We start from the raw sequence: 17,273 nt of genomic DNA on the forward strand, positions 1-17,273 counted from the left end.
CCGTCGGCTATGACGACAGATCTTGGACGCGTACCGGGTCCGGGCGGAAGGCTGAGAACAGGCCGGGGGAACGCCCCCGGCCCCGTCCCAGCTCCGAGGAGCCCAAGCTCATGACCGCCCTTCCCACCCGCACCCTCGGCGACCTGAAGACCACCGCCATCGGCTACGGCGCCATGGTGCTGTCCCCCGGCGTGTACGGGGAGATCGACGACGACCGCGCGCTGACCGCCCTGCGCTCCGCCCTCGACGAGGGCGCGACCCACATCGACACCTCCGACGGCTACGGCGCGGACGGCCACAACGAGAGCCTCGTCGGCCGGGCCGTCCGGGGCCGCCGCGACGAGGTCACCATCGCCACCAAGTTCGGCTTCCGCCGCCCGGAGGGCGTCGAGGGGCATGCCTTCCCCGTCAACTACACCTACGGCGAGCTGGCCGTGAACGCCGAGCCCCGCCACGTCCGCCGCTACGCCGAGACCTCCCTGCGCACCCTCGGCACCGACCGGATCGACCTCTACTACCCGCACTTCCCCGACCCCACCGTCCCGATCGAGGACACCGTCGGCGCGGTCGCCGAGCTGATCTCCGACGGCCTGGTCCGCCGCCTGGGGCTGTCCAACGTCACCGCCGAGCAGCTCGCCCGCGCCCACGCCGTCCACCCGGTCGCCGCCGTGCAGGCCCAGTGGTCGATGTGGACTCCCGTAGACGCCGAACTGCTGGCCACCGCCCGCGAGCTGGGCGTGGGCATCGTGGCCTGGTCCCCGCTCGGCAGCGGCTTCCTCACCGGCACGGTCCAGGACATCGCCGCCGACGACTTCCGCCGCTTCATCCCGCGCTACCACGAGGGCAACCTCCAGGCGAACAACGACCGCTACGCGCCGCTGCTCGCCATCGCGGCCGACCTCGGCCTGACCCCGGGGCAGCTGGCGCTGGCCTGGCTGCTGCACCAGTACGAGCACGTCGTGCCGATCCCGGGCAGCCGCACCCCGGCCCACATCGCGGAGAACCTCGCCGCCGCCCGGGCCGAGCTCACCCCCGCCACCCTCGCCCGGATCGCCGAGGCCCTGGCCGCCTTCGCCCCCGAGGGCACCGGCACCCTGCTCGGCTGAACCGTCTGCCCGGCTGAGCCGTCTGGTCCGCTGAACCGTCTGGTCCGCGGGGGCCGGGGTATCGGGGACAATGGGCGCCATGAGTGCCGCTACGTCCCCCTCCCAGCCCGAGCCGCGGGACACCCCGCACCGCGCGGGCTTCGCCTGCTTCGTCGGCCGCCCCAACGCGGGCAAGTCGACCCTGACCAACGCACTGGTGGGGACGAAGGTCGCGATCACCTCCAACCGCCCGCAGACCACCCGCCACACCGTCCGCGGCATCGTGCACCGCCCCGACGCCCAGCTGGTGCTCGTCGACACCCCGGGCCTGCACAAGCCACGCACCCTGCTCGGCGAGCGCCTGAACGACGTCGTCCGGACCACCTGGGCCGAGGTCGACGTCATCGGCTTCTGTCTGCCCGCCGACCAGAAGATCGGCCCCGGCGACCGCTTCATCGCGGGCGAGCTGGCCGGGATCAAGAAGACCCCCAAGGTCGCCATCGTCACCAAGACCGACCTGGTCGACTCCCAGCGCCTCGCCGAGCAGCTGATCGCCATCGACCGGCTCGGCAAGGAGCTGGGCTTCGAGTGGGCCGAGATCGTCCCGGTCTCCGCCACGGGCGGCAACCAGGTCGGCCTGCTGGCGGACCTGCTCGTGCCGCTGCTCCCCGAGAGCCCGGCCCTCTACCCCGAGGGCGACCTCACGGACGAGCCCGAGCAGGTCATGGTCGCCGAGCTGATCCGCGAGGCGGCGCTGGAGGGCGTACGGGACGAGCTGCCGCACTCCATCGCCGTGGTGGTCGAGGAGATGCTGCCCCGCGAGGACCGCCCCGCGGACCGGCCCCTCCTCGACATCCACGCCAACCTTTACATCGAGCGCCCCAGCCAGAAGGGCATCATCATCGGCCCCAAGGGCAAGCGCCTGAAGGAGGTCGGGACGAAGTCCCGCAAGCACATCGAGGCGCTCCTGGGCACGCCGGTCTTCCTGGACCTGCATGTGAAGGTGGCGAAGGACTGGCAGCGGGACCCGAAGCAGCTGCGGAAGCTGGGGTTCTGACGGCACTGGTCACCGCCGGTCGGAGGCCGGCGCAGCTGTCCGAAGCCCGGGAGGCCCCCTGGGGCCGAGCGGTGCGAGGGCGGCAGATAGGAGGGGCCGCGAAGCAGCTGCGCAAGCTGGGGTTCTGACGGCACTGGTCACCGCCGGTCGGAGGCCGGCGCAGCTGTCCGAAGCCCGGGAGGCCCCCTGGGGCCGAGCGGTGCGAGGGCGGCAGACAGAAGGGGCCGCGAAGCAGCTGCGCAAGCTGGGGTTCAGACCGGGAGGACGCGCTACGCGCCCTCCTTGAGCACCGTGCGCACCAGCTCGCGCTGGGCGTCGCTCAGGTGCGGGTCGGCGCAGTGGACGGTCCGGCCGTCCACCGCGATCTCGTAGTGGAAGCCGTCCGGGACGCCGCGCGGGGCCGTGAGGTGCCCGCTCTCGACGGCCTGGTGGGCCAGGGCCTCCAGGTGCTTGGCGTCGGGCCGGCCGGCGGTGTCCAGCTCGGCCCGGCGCTCGATCCCGGCGAACCCGCCGGTGCGGATGACGGAAATGCGCATGGATCCATCAGTACCCGGTGCGGCCCCACGCCGCCCGCAGGCGCGAAGATCCACCAAAGATCCGTCCGTACGGCCTCCGGCGGATCTTGACGCCTGCGGCGGGCCCCTCAGCGCGCGCCCACCCGGGCCCGCAGGTCGGTGATGCCCACCTTGGCCCAGGAGTCCAGCACCGCCCGCTGCTCCTCGCCGTCGCCGTACAGGGTCTGCGCGGTCGCCACGGTCAGCTGGGCGAAGGCGGCGAAGTCCGCGTCGGCGGCGAGCTCGCCGCCGGTCAGGGTGGCGTACCAGATCTTCCCGGCCCGCTCCCAGGCGTGGCCGCCGAGGGCCCGGGCGACGAGGTAGAAGGCGTGGTTGGGGATGCCGGAGTTGATGTGCACCCCGCCGTTGTCGCGCGAGGTGCGGACGTAGTGCTCCATCGTCGCCGGCTGCGGGTCCTTGCCGAGGACATCGTCGTCGTACGCCGTGCCGGGGGCCTTCATGGAGCGCAGCGCGACCCCGGTGACGCGGTCCGCCAGCAGTCCGGCGCCGATCAGCCAGTCGGCCTGCTCGGCGGTCTGGCCGAGCGCGAACTGCTTGGTGAGCGAGCCGAAGACATCCGACATGGACTCGTTCAGCGCGCCGGACTGGCCGAAGTACTCCAGGTTGGCCGTGTACTGCGTGACGCCGTGGGTGAGCTCGTGGGCCGTCACGTCGATGGGGATGGTGAAGTCCTTGAAGATCTCGCCGTCGCCGTCGCCGAACACCATCTGTTCGCCGTTCCAGAAGGCGTTGCCGTAGTCCTCGCCGTAGTGGACGGTGGCCTTCAGCGGCAGCCCTGAGTCGTCGATGGAACGCCTGTTGTACGCCTTGAGGTACATCTCGAAGGTCGCGCCGAGACCGTCGTACGCGCGGGTCACGGTGTCGTCGCTGGTGGCCGGGGCGCCCTCGGCCCGCACCTTCTTCCCCGGCAGGGTCTCCTGGTGCTCGGCGTCGAAGATGGTGCGCTTGGGCTTGTCGGAGGGGGCCCCGGTGGGGGCGGCGGCGCCGCGGACGGTGGTGATCCGGCGGCGGGTGCGCTCCAGGGCGTCGCGCTCCAGGGTGCGACGGGCGGGCTCGGCCAGCGCGGGGTCCTCGGCGCGGGCCAGTTTGTCGAGGACATGCGGTGGCACGATGGTGCAGAAAACAGGGCGGTTGTTCGCGTTGGCGTCCATACGACGCAATGTGGCACTCTGTACATCGGTTGTCACGCCTTGACGTCGCGATTCCTGAAATCGAGTGGTTGACAGCCATTCGCGCAGGATGAGAGCGGCGGATGCGTCATCCCGGATAGTGATACGGGTCGGCCGGTCCCTCGGCTCTCGGTTACGCTTCTGGGCATCATGCGTTTCGGGCTGCTTCTTCTTAGCTGCCGCGGCGAGGGCCTGTAGTCGTAGGCCGACCCCCTCCCCGCGGAGTTCGGCGTTGCAGTGCATACGCCTCGTCGGCCGCCCAGCGGACATACGAGGAGCCCTACGCATCATGAGCACGTCTGATCATTCCGCGAACGCCCAGAGCCCTGTGGGCCGCCGTACGCCGATCACCGCCGCGAGCGTCACCCAGCGTCCGTCCGGGATGCCGATCCACAAGTACGGCCAGTACGAGGCCGTGGACATCCCCGACCGCACCTGGCCGGACAAGCGCATCACCGCCGCCCCCCGCTGGCTGTCCACCGATCTGCGCGACGGCAACCAGGCGCTGATCGACCCGATGTCGCCGGCCCGCAAGCGCGAGATGTTCGACCTGCTGGTACGCATGGGCTACAAGGAGATCGAGGTCGGCTTCCCCTCCTCGGGGCAGACCGACTTCGACTTCGTACGGTCGATCATCGAAGAGGGCGCGATCCCCGAGGACGTGACGATCTCCGTCCTGACCCAGGCGCGCGAGGAGCTGATCGAGCGCACCGTGGAGTCCCTGCGCGGCGCCCACAGGGCGACCGTCCACATGTACAACGCCACGGCCCCGGTCTTCCGCCGGGTCGTCTTCCGGGGCTCCCGTGAGCAGGTCAAGCAGATCGCGGTGGACGGCACCCGGCTGGTGATGGAGTACGCCGACAAGATCCTGGGCGACGAGACCGTCTTCGGCTACCAGTACAGCCCGGAGATCTTCACCGACACCGAGCTGGACTTCGCTCTGGAGGTCTGCGAGGGCGTCATGGACGTCTGGCAGCCCGAGGTCGGCCGGGAGATCATCCTCAATCTGCCCGCCACCGTCGAGCGGTCCACCCCCTCCACGCACGCGGACCGCTTCGAGTGGATGTCGCGCCATCTGTCCCGGCGCGAGCACATCTGCCTGTCCGTCCACCCGCACAACGACCGCGGCACCGCCGTCGCCGCCGCCGAGCTGGCGATCATGGCGGGCGCGGACCGCATCGAGGGCTGTCTGTTCGGGCAGGGCGAGCGCACCGGCAACGTGGACCTGGTGACGCTGGGCATGAACCTCTTCTCCCAGGGCGTCGACCCGCAGATCGACTTCTCGCAGATCGACGAGGTCCGTCGGACCGCCGAGTACTGCAACCAGATGGAGGTCCACCCGCGCCACCCTTACGCGGGCGATCTGGTCTACACCGCCTTCTCCGGCTCCCACCAGGACGCCATCAAGAAGGGGTTCGAGGCGATGGAGGCGAGCGCGGCCGAGCAGGGCAGGACGGTCGACGAGATCGAGTGGGCGGTCCCGTATCTGCCGATCGACCCCAAGGATGTCGGCCGCTCGTACGAGGCGGTCATCCGCGTCAACTCGCAGTCCGGCAAGGGCGGCATCGCCTATGTCCTGAAGAACGACCACAAGCTGGACCTGCCGCGCCGGATGCAGATCGAGTTCTCGAAGATTATTCAGGCCAAGACCGACGCCGAGGGCGGCGAGGTCACCCCGGCCCAGATCTGGTCGGTCTTCCAGGACGAGTATCTGCCCACCGACGACAACCGGTGGGGTCGGATCGCGCTGCGCACCGCGCAGACCTCGACCACGAGCGAGGGCACCGACGCGCTCACCGTCGAGGCCGTCGTGGACGGCGCCGAGACCGTGCTGACCGGCTCCGGCAACGGCCCGCTGGCCGCCTTCTTCGACGCGCTGGCCTCCATTGACGTGGACGTACGGCTGCTGGACTACTCCGAGCACACGCTCAGCGAGGGCGCGGGCGCACAGGCCGCCGCGTACATCGAGTGCGCGATCGACGGCAGGGTGCTGTGGGGTGTTGGCGTCGACGCCAACATCGTGCGAGCCTCCCTGAAGGCGGTCGTCTCCGCGGTCAACCGGGCCCGCCGCTGACCCCGGCGCGGGCCGCCGCGCCCCGGGCGCCGTTCGCCGGGCTCCGAAAGTCGGCGGCCCGGCCCCGGGAATCGGCCGCGTCAACCGCGTAAGACACCAGAAAACGGCTTCACCCACACGGGCCCCGCCCGCCGCGTACGGCGGGCGGGGCCTCGTCTTTGGCCTGTTGTCTCCGTTCGGGGTACTGACGCGGCATCATTGATGTGGCTAGCATCACGTCAGCGCGGCAATGTGGCCGAAGCGTTATGGAGGTGTGACGTGGTGCACGCGCAAGCCCGACGCGGACGGGATCTGTGTGTGATAGGCGTCCGCACCCTATGGCGGACGGTGGGCGACGGCGAGTTCTTCTGTCCCGACTGCGGAGGCGACCGTAATTACCGCCGCCGCACCGGCCGCCGCCGTATCGTCGTCCTCGGCCTCCCGGTCCTGCCGCGCGGCCCGGTCGCCCCGGTCGTCGAGTGCGCCGCCTGCGGCTGCCGCTTCGGCACCGAAGTGCTGGACCACCCCACCACCACCCGCTTCTCCGCGATGCTGCGCGACGCCGTGCACACCGTGGCCCTCGCGGTGCTCGCCGCGGGCGGCACCGACTCGCCCGCGGTGCGGCAGGCCGCGGTCGGCGCGGTTCGGGCGGCGGGGTTCACCGACTGCGGCGAGGAGCAACTGCTGGAGCTCATCGAGGCGCTCGCCGCCGACACCGGGCGGCTGCCCGGCGCCGCCGCGTACGACGCCGAGGTCGCCGGAGCCGCGGGAGCCGCCGGAGCCGCCCTCCAGGGCGGGCGGGACATCGGGCGGGACGGCCTCGACCCGTGCGGCACCGCGCTGGCCATCGAGCTCCATGAGGCCCTGGAACCGCTGGCCCCCCACCTGGCGCCGACGGGGCGGGAGTCGATCCTGCTCCAGGGCGCCCGGATCGCGGTGGCCGACGGCCCGTACCGGCCGGCGGAGCGCGCCGTGCTGGAGACCGTGGGCCGGGCGCTGATGATCTGCCCCGACGACACGGCCCGGCTGATGGCCGCGATGCGCGCGCCCTTCTGATCGGCGCCGGTCCGGTCCGGTCTGGTCCGCTCCGATGGGCTCTGATCCGTGCCGGGCCGAGGCGTTACTACCCCGGGAGTAATCCGGCCCGTACCGCACCCGGCGCAGTAGCCGCCATCTCCCTCGCCGGCGCGACGATTCGCCCGCCCGGCGCCGGGAGCCTGGAGGGCATGCACACCACACAGTCGACGCATACGACCGCGCCACGAAAACCGGAGGGACCGGACGAGCCCGCCCGCGCCGCGGGCGGCCGCCGCCTCCTGCCGTGGGCGGTCGTCGCCGTATGGGTCCTGGTGCTCCTGGCCGCCGTGCCCTTCGCGGGCAAGCTGGGCGACGTCAAGCGCGACACGGCCGTCGACTACCTGCCGGCGAGCGCCGACTCCACCCAGGTCGCGAAACTCCAGACGGCGCTGCCCGGCGGCGACACCACCGACCTCGTCCTCGTCTACCAGCGGGACGGCGGGCTGACCGCCGCCGACCGCGAGGCGGCCGACGCACAGGTCGCCCGGGTCGTCGCCCGCCATGAGACCGTCGCGGACCGGCCCCCGCGGGCCATCCCGTCCCGGGACCGCGCCACCGTGATGTACCCGATGGCGCTGACCGGGCTGGCGGACGAGACGGAGCGCGCAGACGCCGTCAAGGACGTACGCGCCGAACTGGCCGACCACCCCAAGGGGCTGAGCGTCCAGGTGGGCGGCCAGGGCGCGCTGAGCGCCGACTCGCAGGAGGTCTTCGCGTCGACCGACGGCACGTTGATGTTCGCCACCGTCGGCGTCGTCGCTGTGCTGCTGATCCTCACCTACCGCAGCCCGCTGCTGTGGCTGGTGCCGCTGGTGGTCGTCGGCGCCGCCGCGACGGCGGCGATGGCCGTCGTCTACGGCCTGGTCCAGGGGATCGACCTCGTCGTCACCAGCATGAGCTCGTCGATCATGACCGTCCTCGTCTTCGGCGCGGGCACCGACTACGCCCTGCTGCTGGTCTCCCGCTACCGCGAGGAGCTGCGCCGGCACCGGCTCCCGTACGACGCCATGCGCGCCGCCGTACGCGGCTGCGGCCCCGCGGTGCTCGCCTCCTGCGGCACCGTGGCCGCCGGGCTACTGTGCCTGCTCGCCGCCGACCTCAACAGCAGCAGCGGCCTCGGGCCCGTCGGCGCGGTCGGCGTGGTGTGCGCGCTCGCCGCCATGCTGACGCTGCTGCCCGCGGTTCTGGTGCTGCTCGGCCGCCGGGTGTTCTGGCCGCTGATCCCCGCGTACGGCAGTGAACCGCGCGCCCGGCGCGGACTGTTCGCCGCGATGGGGAGTTCGGCGGGGCGCCGGCCCGGCACCGTCCTGCTCGCCGGAGGCGCGCTGCTCGGTGCCCTCGCGCTCGGCGTCCTCACCCTGCCCGGCGACCTCAAGCAGGAGGACACCTTCACCGAGCGGCCCGAGTCCGTCGTCGCCATGAAGACCCTGGCCGACGCCTACCCCGGGAGCAGCAGCCAGCCGATCAGCGTCCTCGCGCGCACCGAGCGCGCCGGTGAAGTGCTCGACCGGGCGGGCGGTACGGAGGGCGTCGCGCGGGCCGAGCGCGGGCGCAGCGGCGGGGGATGGACCGAGATCGACGTCTACGCCAAGGCGCCTCCGCAGTCCGCGGGGGAGCGGCACACCATCCAGGCCCTGCGCGGCGATCTCCACCGGATCGCGGGCGCCGACGCCCATGTCGGCGGGGCCAGCGCCCAGGAACTCGACCTGGAGGACACCAACTCCCGTGACCGGGAGGTCGTCGTCCCGCTCGTCCTCCTCGCCGTGCTGCTGATCCTCGCCGCCCTGCTGCGCAGCCTGGTCGCACCGCTCGTCCTGGTCGTCGCCGTGGTCGCCGTCTGGGGCGCGGCGATGGGCCTCGGCGGCCTCTTCTTCGAGCCGGTCTTCGGCTTCGCGGGCATCGACCCCGGGCTGCCGCTGCTGTCCTTCGTCTTCCTGGTCGCGCTCGGCGTCGACTACGGGATCTTCCTGATGCACCGCATGCGGGAGGAGTCGCTGCGCGGCGCGGACGTCTCCGAGGCCGCGCTCACCGCCCTGCGCACCACGGGCGGAGTGATCGCCTCGGCGGGGATGGTGCTGGCCGCCACCTTCGCGGTGCTGGGGTCGCTGCCGCTGGTGATGCTGGCCGAGATGGGGTTCGTGGTCGCGGTCGGGGTGCTGCTGGACACCTTCCTGGTCCGGACGTACCTGGTGACCTCGGCCAGCCTGCTGCTGGGGCGCCGGGTGTGGTGGCCGGGAGCGCTCTTCCGCGGCGCGGGCCGGAGATGAGCGGCGAGGTCACCCTGGCCCGAGCCGGTTCGCCCGGCTCGGGCCGGGACTTCCCCGGGGCGACCCGCGAGGATGGACCCGTGCCTCCACAGACACTCCACGAGCCCGAGCGGCGGACGGCCCCGGCCCCGGCCGCGCCGGGACCGAGGCGCCGACTGCCGGGGCGCGCGCTGCGCGCCCTCCACCGCCGCCGCGACGCGGCCGAGACCCCCGCCGAGGCCGCGTCCCGGCGACGGGTCGACGCCGCGGTCGCGGTGGCCGCGCTCGCCGTGCAGTGCGCATTGGCGCTGTTCGTTCACGGGTCGGGCGACCGCCGCCTGGACGCGATCGGATGGGCGCTGCTGATCGGCAGCGCCCTGGCGCTGGTCGGGCGCCGGCACAGCCCGATGCTCGTCACCGTGGCGATCGTCCTCATGGTCGGCCCGTACCACGCCCTGAACTACGAGCACGTCGCCGTCGTCCCGGCCGGGCTCGCCGCCCTCTACACCCTCGCGGTCCTGGGCCCGCCGCTGCGCTCCCTGCTCACCGTCACCTGTGTGATCGGGATCATGGTGACGGTCATGTCGTGGGGCGGCCGGCCCCACGGCGCGGTGGACATGCTGCGCACCTCCGGCTGGGTGCTGTCGGTGGTGCTGATCGGTGAGGCGGTGCGGATCCACCGCCAGTACGTCGCGGCGATCGTCGAGCGCGCCGAACGCGCCGAGCGGACCCGTGAGGAGGAGGCCGCCCGGCGCGTCGCGGAGGAGCGGCTGAGGATCGCCCGCGACCTGCACGACCTGCTGGCACACAGCATCACCCTGATCGGCGTCCAGACCTCGGTAGCCGCCCATGTCCTGATCGCCGACCCCGGCCGGCTGGACCGCGAGACGTTGGCCAAGGCGCTCGACTCCATCTCCGACACCTGCCGCGACGCCCGCACCGAACTGCGGGCCACCTTGCAGGTGCTGCGGGCGGGGGAGGGCGGCGAGGGCGGCGCGGCGGACGGGGTTGACGGGGCCGAGGGGCTCGGTACGGGGCCGCCGCCCGGGCTCGCCGGGCTGGCCGACCTGGCGGCGACCGCGGAGGCGGCGGGCGTACGGGTGCGCATGACCGTCGACGTGGACGAACCCGAACTGTCGCCCGCCGTGGGCGCGGCCGTGTACCGCATCGTGCAGGAGGCCCTGACCAACGCCGTCCGCCACGCGCCCGGCACCCTGGTGCGGCTCACCCTGGGGCCGGACGGGGCGGGTGGCCTGCGCGTCGCGGCCGTGGACGACGGCCCGGCGGGCGCGGGTGCGTCGGACGCCGCCGCGTCCCCGTCCGGGCCCGAGGGCCCGGGCCGTCCGCAGGGCTACGGCCTCGTCGGCATGCGCGAGCGCGCCCGCAGCGTGGCGGGCACACTGACCGCGGGACCGCGTCCGGACGGCCCCGGCTTCGCCGTGACGGCCGCGCTGCCGTACGGCCGGGGCGGGCTGGAGCGCACCGCCCCGGCCGGGCAGCACCGCCCGCGGCCTCATTCACCGTCGACGGAGGGAACGATATGAGCGCGCCGCGCACGGCTTCGGACGCCCCCATCAGGGTGCTGCTCGCCGACGACCAGACCCTCGTCCGGGCCGCCTTCGCCATGCTGATCGAGTCGGCCCGCGACATGGAGGTCGTCGGGCAGGCGGGCACCGGCCGGGAGGCGGTCGCGCTCGCCCGCACCGCGCGCGCCGACCTGATCGTCATGGACATCCGGATGCCGGACCTCGACGGCATCGAGGCGACCCGCCGCATCGCCGCCGACGAGGACCTCGCCGGGGTGCGGATCCTCGTCCTGACCACGTACGACACCGATGAGTACGTCGTCGACGCGCTGCGCGCGGGCGCCTCCGGGTTCCTGGTGAAGGACACCCGGCCCGCCGAACTGCTGGACGCGATACGAACCGTGGCGGCCGGCGAGTCCCTGCTGTCGCCCGGCCCGACCGCCCGCCTCATCGCCCGGGTGCTGCGCCTCCCGGCCGCCCCGCCCCCGGACGCCCTCGCCCCCGCGGGCCTGGGCGCCCTCTCCGAGCGGGAGCGTCAGGTCCTCACGCTGGTGGCCCGTGGCCTGAACAACGCGGAGATCGCCGAGGCGCTCGGGCTGTCACCGCTGACCGCCAAGACCCATGTCAGCCGCATCATGGGCAAGCTGGAGGTCCGCGACCGGGCCCAACTGGTCATCGCGGCCTACGAGTGCGGCCTGGTCACCCCGTCCCGCTCCGAGGCGGGCTGATCCGTCGTCCGCCGTCCGCCGTCCGCCGTCCGTCGGACCCGGACCGGCGGCTCAGGCCGCGTGCTCGTGCCAGGCGAAGGGGGCGAGCTGTTCGTCCAGCGGGGCGTCGGTCATCCGGTTGGCCAGGGTCGACAGGGTGTAGGTGCCGATGCCCAGCACCACTTCGAGGGCGTTGCGCGTGGTGTATCCGTGCGCCAGAAAGGCGTTCAGAGTGTCGGGGCCGACCGCCCCCGTGCGCTCGAGCACCTCGATCGTGAAGACCCGTACGGCCTCGAGGCGTTCGTCGGCCAGGGGCCGCCGCTCCCGCAGCGCCGAGGTGAGTTCGGCGTCCGCGCCCAGCGCGGCGAGCTTGCCGGTGTGCATGGCGACGCAGACGTGGCAGGCGTTGCGGGTCGCGATGGTGAGGATGACCACCTCGCGCGCCAGCGGGTCCAGGGTCGTCGTCTCGAACAGTCCGCTGAGCTTCAGGAAGCCGTCCAGCAGCTGTGGTGAGGCGGCCAGCCGCGCGACTGGCGCCGGGAGGTAGCCCAGGCGCCGGGCCGTGGCCTCCATGAGCGGGCGTGAGGCGGTCGGCGCGGACTCCGGGGTGTGGTCGACGAACGGGGTGGGTGCGGTGGAGGGGTGTGCGGACATGGCGAAGCCCCCTGGTCTAGGATGGACAACGTGGTTGTCGAAAACGTAAACCAGGTTGTCGAGTTTCGCAATGGCTGATGATGTTGAGGGCATGCGGGATGCCCGGAACCCGCCGGGCTATGAGCTGCCTCTACTGCTGTTCGCGGGATTCCGGTCCCTCATCGACCAGTTGCACGCCGAGCTGGCCCGCCAGGGCCATCCGGACCTCCGCCCCGCCCATGGCTTCGCCATGCAGGCCATCGGCCTCGACGGCGCCACCGCCAGCGAGCTGGGGCGGCGGCTCGGCGTCTCCAAGCAGGCCGCGGGCAAGACGGCCGACCGCCTGGAGGCGGTAGGTTACGCCGTACGGGCCGAGGATCCGGCGGACGCCCGGCGCAAGGTGATCCGGCTGACCCCGTACGGCATGGACGCGCTGGCCAGGTCCGCCGCCGTTTTCGAGGAACTGCGCGCCCAATGGGCCGCGGCGCTCGGCCCCGAGCGGCTGCGCGGCCTGGAGGACGACCTGCGCGTCATGGTGCCCCTCAGTGGCTTCCGCCTCGATGTGGCCGGGTGGTTCGGCCCCTGACCGCCCGCTACTGCGGGCTGCTGTCCGTGCCGTCCGTGCCGTCCTGTTCGGGCTCCGCCGCCCCGAACAGCTCCAGGCACGGCTCGAGCCCCGTCACCCGGACCGGGACGGCGCGGTGCGCCTCCCAGTCGGCGCGCTCCAGGCGCAGCCGCTGGATGGTGCGGGCCTGCCCGCGAACGGACAGCACCTCGATGCCGTCCGGGCGGTAGCCGATGCGCCGCGAGACGGCCAGCGAGCGCGCGTTCTCCACCATCGCGCCCGAGATCACGCTGTGCGCCCCCAGCCCCTCGAAGGCCAGGTGCGTGACCGCCGCCCGCATCTCCGTGCCGATGCCCTGGCCCTGGTGGGCCAGGCCCAGCCAGGAGCCGGTCTCCGCCTCCCGGGTCACCGGGAAATCGGTTGCGAACAGGTCCTGACGGCCGACCACCTTGCCCTCGCGCAGCACCACGAAGCTCATGTTCCACTTCTCCGGGCGCCACTCCGCGATGGTGCCCAGCAGATGCTGGAAGCTGCTGCGCCCCACCTGCTCCGGGGGTGCGTCCGTCCACGGGATGGAGAACGGCATCTCGGCGGGGTCGTGTACGCCCGTCGCCGCGAGCGCGGCCATCTCGTCGAGGAGCGCCAGGTCCGGAAGGCGCAATTCCAGGCGTGGTGTGGTGAGCCGGAGCCCGAAGGGCGGCCAGTAATGGGGGTCCATGACGGGAGGTTGCCGGATATCCGGCCGTCCGTCGAAGCAATTTTGTCAACCACGGTTGACGTAGGCCGTCGTGTCAACCTAGATTGACATCATGACCGAGGCAACGAACCTCGCCGAGCGGGCGGGTGACCAGGACCCCCGGGTCGGGCTGCGTGCCGTCGCCGCGCTCCGCCGGCTGCTGGAGCAACTGGAGGCCGTGCAGGTGCGCAGCGCCCGCGCGAAGGGCTGGTCGTGGCAGGAGATCGCCGCCGAGCTGGGAGTCAGCAGGCAGGCGGTCCACAAGAAGCATGGGAGGCGTTGATGTTCGAGAGGTTCACCACCAGCGCGCGCGACGTCGTCCGGGGCGCGGTGAAGTACGCCGACGGCGAAGGCGGCGGCACGGGCGGCGGCACCGTCGGCGAGGCGGAGCTGCTGCTCGCGCTCCTGGACCGTACGGGCACCCCCGCCGCCGACGTTCTCACCGCCCTCGGCGCGGCCGGGCGCCGCGCGGCGATCGAGCGCGACCTGGCCGCGGTGCGCCGCCGCGGCGGCATCTCGGCCGAGGACGCGAAGGCCCTGGCCGGGCTCGGCATCGACGTCGAGGAGGTCGTCGCGCGAGTCGAGGGGGCCCATGGCGCGGGCGCGCTCGCCGGGCCCGCGGTGACCCCTCGGCGGCGCGGCCGGCCGCTCCGGCGCCCCTTCACGCGGGAGGCCAAGTCGGTCCTGGAGCGGTCCCTGCGAATGTCGGTGGGGCGCGGCGACAAGCACATCGGCGACGAGCACCTGCTGCTGGCCCTGACCGCCCGCCCGGGGCTCGCCGCGCATGTGCTCGCCGACCACGGGGTGACGTACATCCAGGTCGAACAGGCCCTCGCCACCCACCGGGCCAAGGCCGGCTAGGTAAAGATCCGTTTCCTTTCCAACCCCCCCGCTGACCTGCGGTGAAGACCGTGATCTACAGCTGGAGTAGGGCTTCCGTTTCCATTTCCGTAAAGATCCGTACGCCGACATCCCGAACCATGCCCAAGGGACAGCCGACGGCGCAGAGCCGTTCGGGGCGTCAGGGGGAAGCGGGACAGGGGGAAAGCGGAAATGTCCTTCGATGAGGAATGGGCCCAGCTCAAGGCCGCCGCGCAGGGGGAGCACTCGGTGGCGGGGTGGTCCAGCGGTATGCGGCTCAACCAGCTCGACGGTGGCGGTGGTGGTGGGGTCACCCCGTCCGGCGGGCTGTGCACGTCTCCGGCGCAGAAGAAGACGGCGGCCGGGGTGATCGAGGACGAGCTGGAGCCGGGCCTGGCGAAGGCGGGCGACGACGCGGACACCAAGTCCAACACCGCGATCAGCGAGTTCCATGGCTGGGACACGGCCCTGGGGCTCAAGCATGTCCTGACCGAGTGGCAGACGCAGGTGAAGGCCCTGGCGAAGCGGATGGGTGGGGAGAAGGAGGCCCTGCGCAGCACCAACGTCCTCTTCACGGGCACGGACCTGCACACCGGTTCGAGCTTCTGCAGCGTCCTCCCGCTCCCGACGTACTCGTACGGCACGCCTACCGGCGGCGGGTCGCAGCCCACGTTGCCCCTCCCCCTCACCTCCTCGCACCCCTGAGAGGGAACCAGATGGTCACCTATCGCCAGGTCATGGACACCGACCTCGCCAAGCTGACCGACGCCGCCCAGGCGTGGGAGGACATGGCCGACGAGCTCCAGAAGCTGGAGACGACGTACCAGACCAAGGTCCAAAAGATCAGCGCCGGAATGTCCTGGAGGGGCCTCAGCGCCAACTCCGCCGCCAACACCGCCACCCAGACCCGCCATGAGCTCGACGCGGCCCAAGTGGAGGCGCGGGCCGTCGCGGATCTGCTGCGCGATGCCCACGGCCAGTTCGTACGGCTGGTGGGCCTGGTCAAGGGCGCGGTCAAGGAGGCCCAGCAGGCCGGGATGAAGGTCGACGCCGACGGCCGGTGCACCTTCGACTACGCCAAGGCCACCAAGGAAGAGGCCTTCGCCGCCCATCACGACCCCGACCTCGCGGAGACCGAGCGCTCCTGGACCAAGAGGATCGAGCAGGCCGTCCAAGCCGTCGACGACGCGGACTACGGCGTCAAACTCGCGCTGCGGGAGTCCGTGAAGGACACGGACGGCAAGGGCGATCCACATGGCTTCAACGGGGCCGCGCAGGGCGATGTCGAGGTGTACGAGGGGCGGCGGGCCACGGACCTCGGGGAGAAGCTCATCGACGGGAAGCTGTCGCCCGCGGAGCTGAAGGAAATGCAGATACTGATGCGCAACAACGCGCACAGCAAGCCCTTCAGCCAGACGTTCCTCAGCGGCCTGGGCGCCGGGGACGCCATCAAGCTGAGCGACAAGCTCGTCGGGCTCTCGTACAACCGCGACGGCACGGTCAGCAACACCGAATATCTCTCCGTGGAGCAGGGGCTGGCCCATTCGGTGGCCACGGCCACCGAGGTGCCCGGAACCCTCAAGGAGCGCCCGCCCGGCTCACCGCAGTTCAACGCCTGGCTGAACAGCCCGGACGGAAAGTTCTTCCGTGAGTGGACGGAAGGCGTCCGCAAGGTCGGCTTCGAGAAGTACGGCAGCAAGCAGGTGCCGCGGTACGGCTACCAGTCGTATCTGACCATGCTCCAGAACTACGACAAGTTCGACGACCAGTACCTCTACACACTGGGCGACGACATCATCAAAGCGGAGAAGAAACAGCCTTCGGGCGTGTGGGACGAGTGGACCGGCGCCGACCCCAAATTCGTCAACGATCCGCTCGACACCGTCCTGGGCCTCATGAGCAAGGACCCCGACACCGCCACCGCGTTCCTCGACCCCGAGGGCAAGGGGGCGCTGAAGAACGACCACCTCACCTATCTCATCGAGCAGCGCGACTGGCCGAAGCAGGTGATGAACGGTGGTTACGGCCCGCCCATGTCGATGGACGACACGTTCGGCAAGATGGGCTTCGGCGCCGCGCTCGAAGCGGCCGCCACCGGCCATGTCCCGGGCACCGACTACCCCCTGGGGAAGCACACCGAGGACCAGGCCCGGGTGATGTACCAGGCCATCGAATCACTCAACAAGGCGGGCGCGGCCGAGAACCTGGACCCCATGCTGCGCAAGCCGATGGCGAACATCCTCGCCGACTTCACCCCCGACCTGCACCAGACCCTCGCCCGCGACAACACTCTCTACCGCGAGCACAACGGGCTCTGGAACGAGAACGGCGAACTCAGGGTCTCAGTCCCCGAGGAACACCTCGTCAAGATCATGCGCGGGGTCGCCAACGACCCGAACGCGTTCGCGGATCTCTACAACGCTCAGCGGCACTACGCGGCGGGGACCTTCGCCGGCATGCCGGAGAAGGTCTCCGAGCACACCCGGGTGCCGATCCAGGAGGCGTCCTCGGTCCTCGGCATGTACGACGGGGTGCGTGCGGACGTCCTCTTCGACGACCGCGACAAGAAGATCCAGTGGGAACGGGACTTCAACAACGCCCTCACCAGCGTCACCAGCATCGGCCCGAAGTTCGTGTCCAACAACGCCGCCGCGTTCGGCTCGGAGATCCTCTACCGGATCATCCGCTCCGAATCCCACGGCATCATGTGGGATCGCATCAAAGAGGCCAACCTGGACGCGAGCGTGGAGAACGCCAAACAGTTCACGGCGGGCCAGAAGGAGGTCGACTCCATGGTTGCCAACTGGGCGGAGACCCGCGGCCACGCCAAGGACAGCGACTACACCAAGGACCTCATCGGCATCGGCCAGACCAAGCACGCCGAGGGCCGTAACCAGGCGCTGATCCATCTGCGCGCCGACTACTGATCCCACCTGCGCCACTCGCCCCACCTGCCCCACCCGCCCCGCCCGAACCAGGCGCC

16 protein-coding genes are annotated in these 17,273 nt (G+C 71.7%); 12 read left to right on the forward strand and 4 right to left on the reverse strand.

All coding sequences use genetic code 11. The annotated features are described in order from the left end of the window. The first annotated feature begins 110 nt into the window (after window positions 1-110). Together ACH4S9_RS03075 and era are read left to right on the forward strand one after the other, a co-directional pair. Window positions 111-1,106, forward strand: coding sequence for an aldo/keto reductase (locus ACH4S9_RS03075; RefSeq protein ID WP_398369412.1), 996 nt, complete (start codon window positions 111-113; stop codon window positions 1,104-1,106). A 70-nt stretch (window positions 1,107-1,176) separates the two neighbouring features. Continuing rightward, window positions 1,177-2,142 (forward strand): GTPase Era, encoded by a 966-nt coding sequence (gene era, locus ACH4S9_RS03080; RefSeq protein ID WP_385341949.1) that lies wholly within the window; start codon window positions 1,177-1,179, stop codon window positions 2,140-2,142. Window positions 2,143-2,411: 269 nt separating this feature from the next. Here the strand turns inward: era and ACH4S9_RS03085 are convergent, their stop codons facing one another. Continuing rightward, a complete protein-coding gene (locus tag ACH4S9_RS03085) occupies window positions 2,412-2,678 on the reverse strand; it encodes a protealysin inhibitor emfourin (protein ID WP_385341951.1) in 267 nt (88 codons plus the stop codon). A gap of 107 nt (window positions 2,679-2,785) precedes the next feature. After that, window positions 2,786-3,868, reverse strand: coding sequence for a M4 family metallopeptidase (locus tag ACH4S9_RS03090; RefSeq protein WP_361182643.1), 1,083 nt, complete (start codon window positions 3,866-3,868; stop codon window positions 2,786-2,788). 307 nt (window positions 3,869-4,175) lie between these two features. On the opposite strand from ACH4S9_RS03090, the gene leuA reads away from it, so the two are divergent. From leuA to ACH4S9_RS03115, 5 genes are all read left to right on the forward strand, one after another. Further along, the gene (gene leuA / locus ACH4S9_RS03095) at window positions 4,176-5,960 is read left to right on the forward strand and encodes a 2-isopropylmalate synthase (protein WP_398369415.1); all 1,785 of its coding nucleotides are present in this window, start codon (window positions 4,176-4,178) and stop codon (window positions 5,958-5,960) included. Window positions 5,961-6,218: 258 nt separating this feature from the next. Continuing rightward, window positions 6,219-6,995, forward strand: a complete 777-nt coding sequence (locus tag ACH4S9_RS03100) for a TerB family tellurite resistance protein (RefSeq protein WP_311722508.1) — start codon at window positions 6,219-6,221, stop codon at window positions 6,993-6,995. A gap of 170 nt (window positions 6,996-7,165) precedes the next feature. Further along, window positions 7,166-9,283 (forward strand): MMPL family transporter, encoded by a 2,118-nt coding sequence (locus ACH4S9_RS03105; protein ID WP_398369418.1) that lies wholly within the window; start codon window positions 7,166-7,168, stop codon window positions 9,281-9,283. Then, window positions 9,280-10,806: a sensor histidine kinase gene (locus tag ACH4S9_RS03110; protein WP_398369420.1), complete on the forward strand. Its 1,527-nt coding sequence runs from the start codon at window positions 9,280-9,282 to the stop codon at window positions 10,804-10,806. The genes ACH4S9_RS03105 and ACH4S9_RS03110 overlap by 4 nt, the downstream gene beginning before the upstream one ends. After that, window positions 10,803-11,516, forward strand: coding sequence for a response regulator (locus tag ACH4S9_RS03115; RefSeq protein WP_398369422.1), 714 nt, complete (start codon window positions 10,803-10,805; stop codon window positions 11,514-11,516). The genes ACH4S9_RS03110 and ACH4S9_RS03115 overlap by 4 nt, the downstream gene beginning before the upstream one ends. Window positions 11,517-11,567: 51 nt before the next feature. Here the strand turns inward: ACH4S9_RS03115 and ACH4S9_RS03120 are convergent, their stop codons facing one another. Then, a complete protein-coding gene (locus ACH4S9_RS03120) occupies window positions 11,568-12,149 on the reverse strand; it encodes a carboxymuconolactone decarboxylase family protein (RefSeq protein ID WP_398369424.1) in 582 nt (193 codons plus the stop codon). Window positions 12,150-12,219: 70 nt separating this feature from the next. On the opposite strand from ACH4S9_RS03120, the gene ACH4S9_RS03125 reads away from it, so the two are divergent. Further along, window positions 12,220-12,714, forward strand: a complete 495-nt coding sequence (locus tag ACH4S9_RS03125) for a MarR family winged helix-turn-helix transcriptional regulator (protein ID WP_311722512.1) — start codon at window positions 12,220-12,222, stop codon at window positions 12,712-12,714. 7 nt (window positions 12,715-12,721) lie between these two features. Here ACH4S9_RS03125 and ACH4S9_RS03130 read toward each other — a convergent pair whose 3' ends face one another. Further along, window positions 12,722-13,411: a GNAT family N-acetyltransferase gene (locus ACH4S9_RS03130; protein WP_398369426.1), complete on the reverse strand. Its 690-nt coding sequence runs from the start codon at window positions 13,409-13,411 to the stop codon at window positions 12,722-12,724. 91 nt (window positions 13,412-13,502) lie between these two features. On the opposite strand from ACH4S9_RS03130, the gene ACH4S9_RS03135 reads away from it, so the two are divergent. The 4 genes from ACH4S9_RS03135 to ACH4S9_RS03150 all read left to right on the forward strand — a co-directional run bounded on the left by ACH4S9_RS03135 (window position 13,503) and on the right by ACH4S9_RS03150 (window position 17,217). After that, complete coding sequence (locus ACH4S9_RS03135) at window positions 13,503-13,712, forward strand: helix-turn-helix domain-containing protein (protein WP_043491624.1); 210 nt, start codon at window positions 13,503-13,505, stop codon at window positions 13,710-13,712. Next, entirely contained in the window at window positions 13,712-14,290 is a 579-nt protein-coding gene (locus ACH4S9_RS03140) for a Clp protease N-terminal domain-containing protein (RefSeq protein WP_398369429.1), read from the forward strand. Before ACH4S9_RS03135 ends, ACH4S9_RS03140 begins: the two co-directional genes overlap by 1 nt. A 192-nt stretch (window positions 14,291-14,482) precedes the next feature. Further along, complete coding sequence (locus ACH4S9_RS03145; protein ID WP_311722515.1) at window positions 14,483-14,995, forward strand: hypothetical protein; 513 nt, start codon at window positions 14,483-14,485, stop codon at window positions 14,993-14,995. 11 nt (window positions 14,996-15,006) lie between these two features. Then, on the forward strand, window positions 15,007-17,217 hold the full coding sequence (locus ACH4S9_RS03150; protein WP_398369431.1) for a hypothetical protein: 2,211 nt from the start codon (window positions 15,007-15,009) through the stop codon (window positions 17,215-17,217). The last annotated feature ends 56 nt before the right edge of the window (window positions 17,218-17,273 follow it).

Origin of the sequence: Streptomyces sp. NPDC021225 (assembly GCF_044332865.1) — a bacterium.
GTDB lineage: Bacteria > Actinomycetota > Actinomycetes > Streptomycetales > Streptomycetaceae > Streptomyces.

Coding starts and splice junctions, on each gene's coding strand:
- ACH4S9_RS03130 (WP_398369426.1), bottom strand. CDS start 13,411: ATGGACCCCCATTACTGGCCGCCCTTCGGGCTCCGGCTCACCACACCA.
- ACH4S9_RS03120 (WP_398369424.1), bottom strand. CDS start 12,149: ATGTCCGCACACCCCTCCACCGCACCCACCCCGTTCGTCGACCACACC.
- leuA (WP_398369415.1), top strand. CDS start 4,176: ATGAGCACGTCTGATCATTCCGCGAACGCCCAGAGCCCTGTGGGCCGC.
- ACH4S9_RS03115 (WP_398369422.1), top strand. CDS start 10,803: ATGAGCGCGCCGCGCACGGCTTCGGACGCCCCCATCAGGGTGCTGCTC.
- ACH4S9_RS03140 (WP_398369429.1), top strand. CDS start 13,712: ATGTTCGAGAGGTTCACCACCAGCGCGCGCGACGTCGTCCGGGGCGCG.
- ACH4S9_RS03145 (WP_311722515.1), top strand. CDS start 14,483: ATGTCCTTCGATGAGGAATGGGCCCAGCTCAAGGCCGCCGCGCAGGGG.
- ACH4S9_RS03105 (WP_398369418.1), top strand. CDS start 7,166: ATGCACACCACACAGTCGACGCATACGACCGCGCCACGAAAACCGGAG.
- ACH4S9_RS03110 (WP_398369420.1), top strand. CDS start 9,280: ATGAGCGGCGAGGTCACCCTGGCCCGAGCCGGTTCGCCCGGCTCGGGC.
- ACH4S9_RS03135 (WP_043491624.1), top strand. CDS start 13,503: ATGACCGAGGCAACGAACCTCGCCGAGCGGGCGGGTGACCAGGACCCC.
- ACH4S9_RS03090 (WP_361182643.1), bottom strand. CDS start 3,868: ATGGACGCCAACGCGAACAACCGCCCTGTTTTCTGCACCATCGTGCCA.
- ACH4S9_RS03150 (WP_398369431.1), top strand. CDS start 15,007: ATGGTCACCTATCGCCAGGTCATGGACACCGACCTCGCCAAGCTGACC.
- ACH4S9_RS03075 (WP_398369412.1), top strand. CDS start 111: ATGACCGCCCTTCCCACCCGCACCCTCGGCGACCTGAAGACCACCGCC.
- ACH4S9_RS03125 (WP_311722512.1), top strand. CDS start 12,220: ATGGCTGATGATGTTGAGGGCATGCGGGATGCCCGGAACCCGCCGGGC.
- era (WP_385341949.1), top strand. CDS start 1,177: ATGGGCGCCATGAGTGCCGCTACGTCCCCCTCCCAGCCCGAGCCGCGG.
- ACH4S9_RS03085 (WP_385341951.1), bottom strand. CDS start 2,678: ATGCGCATTTCCGTCATCCGCACCGGCGGGTTCGCCGGGATCGAGCGC.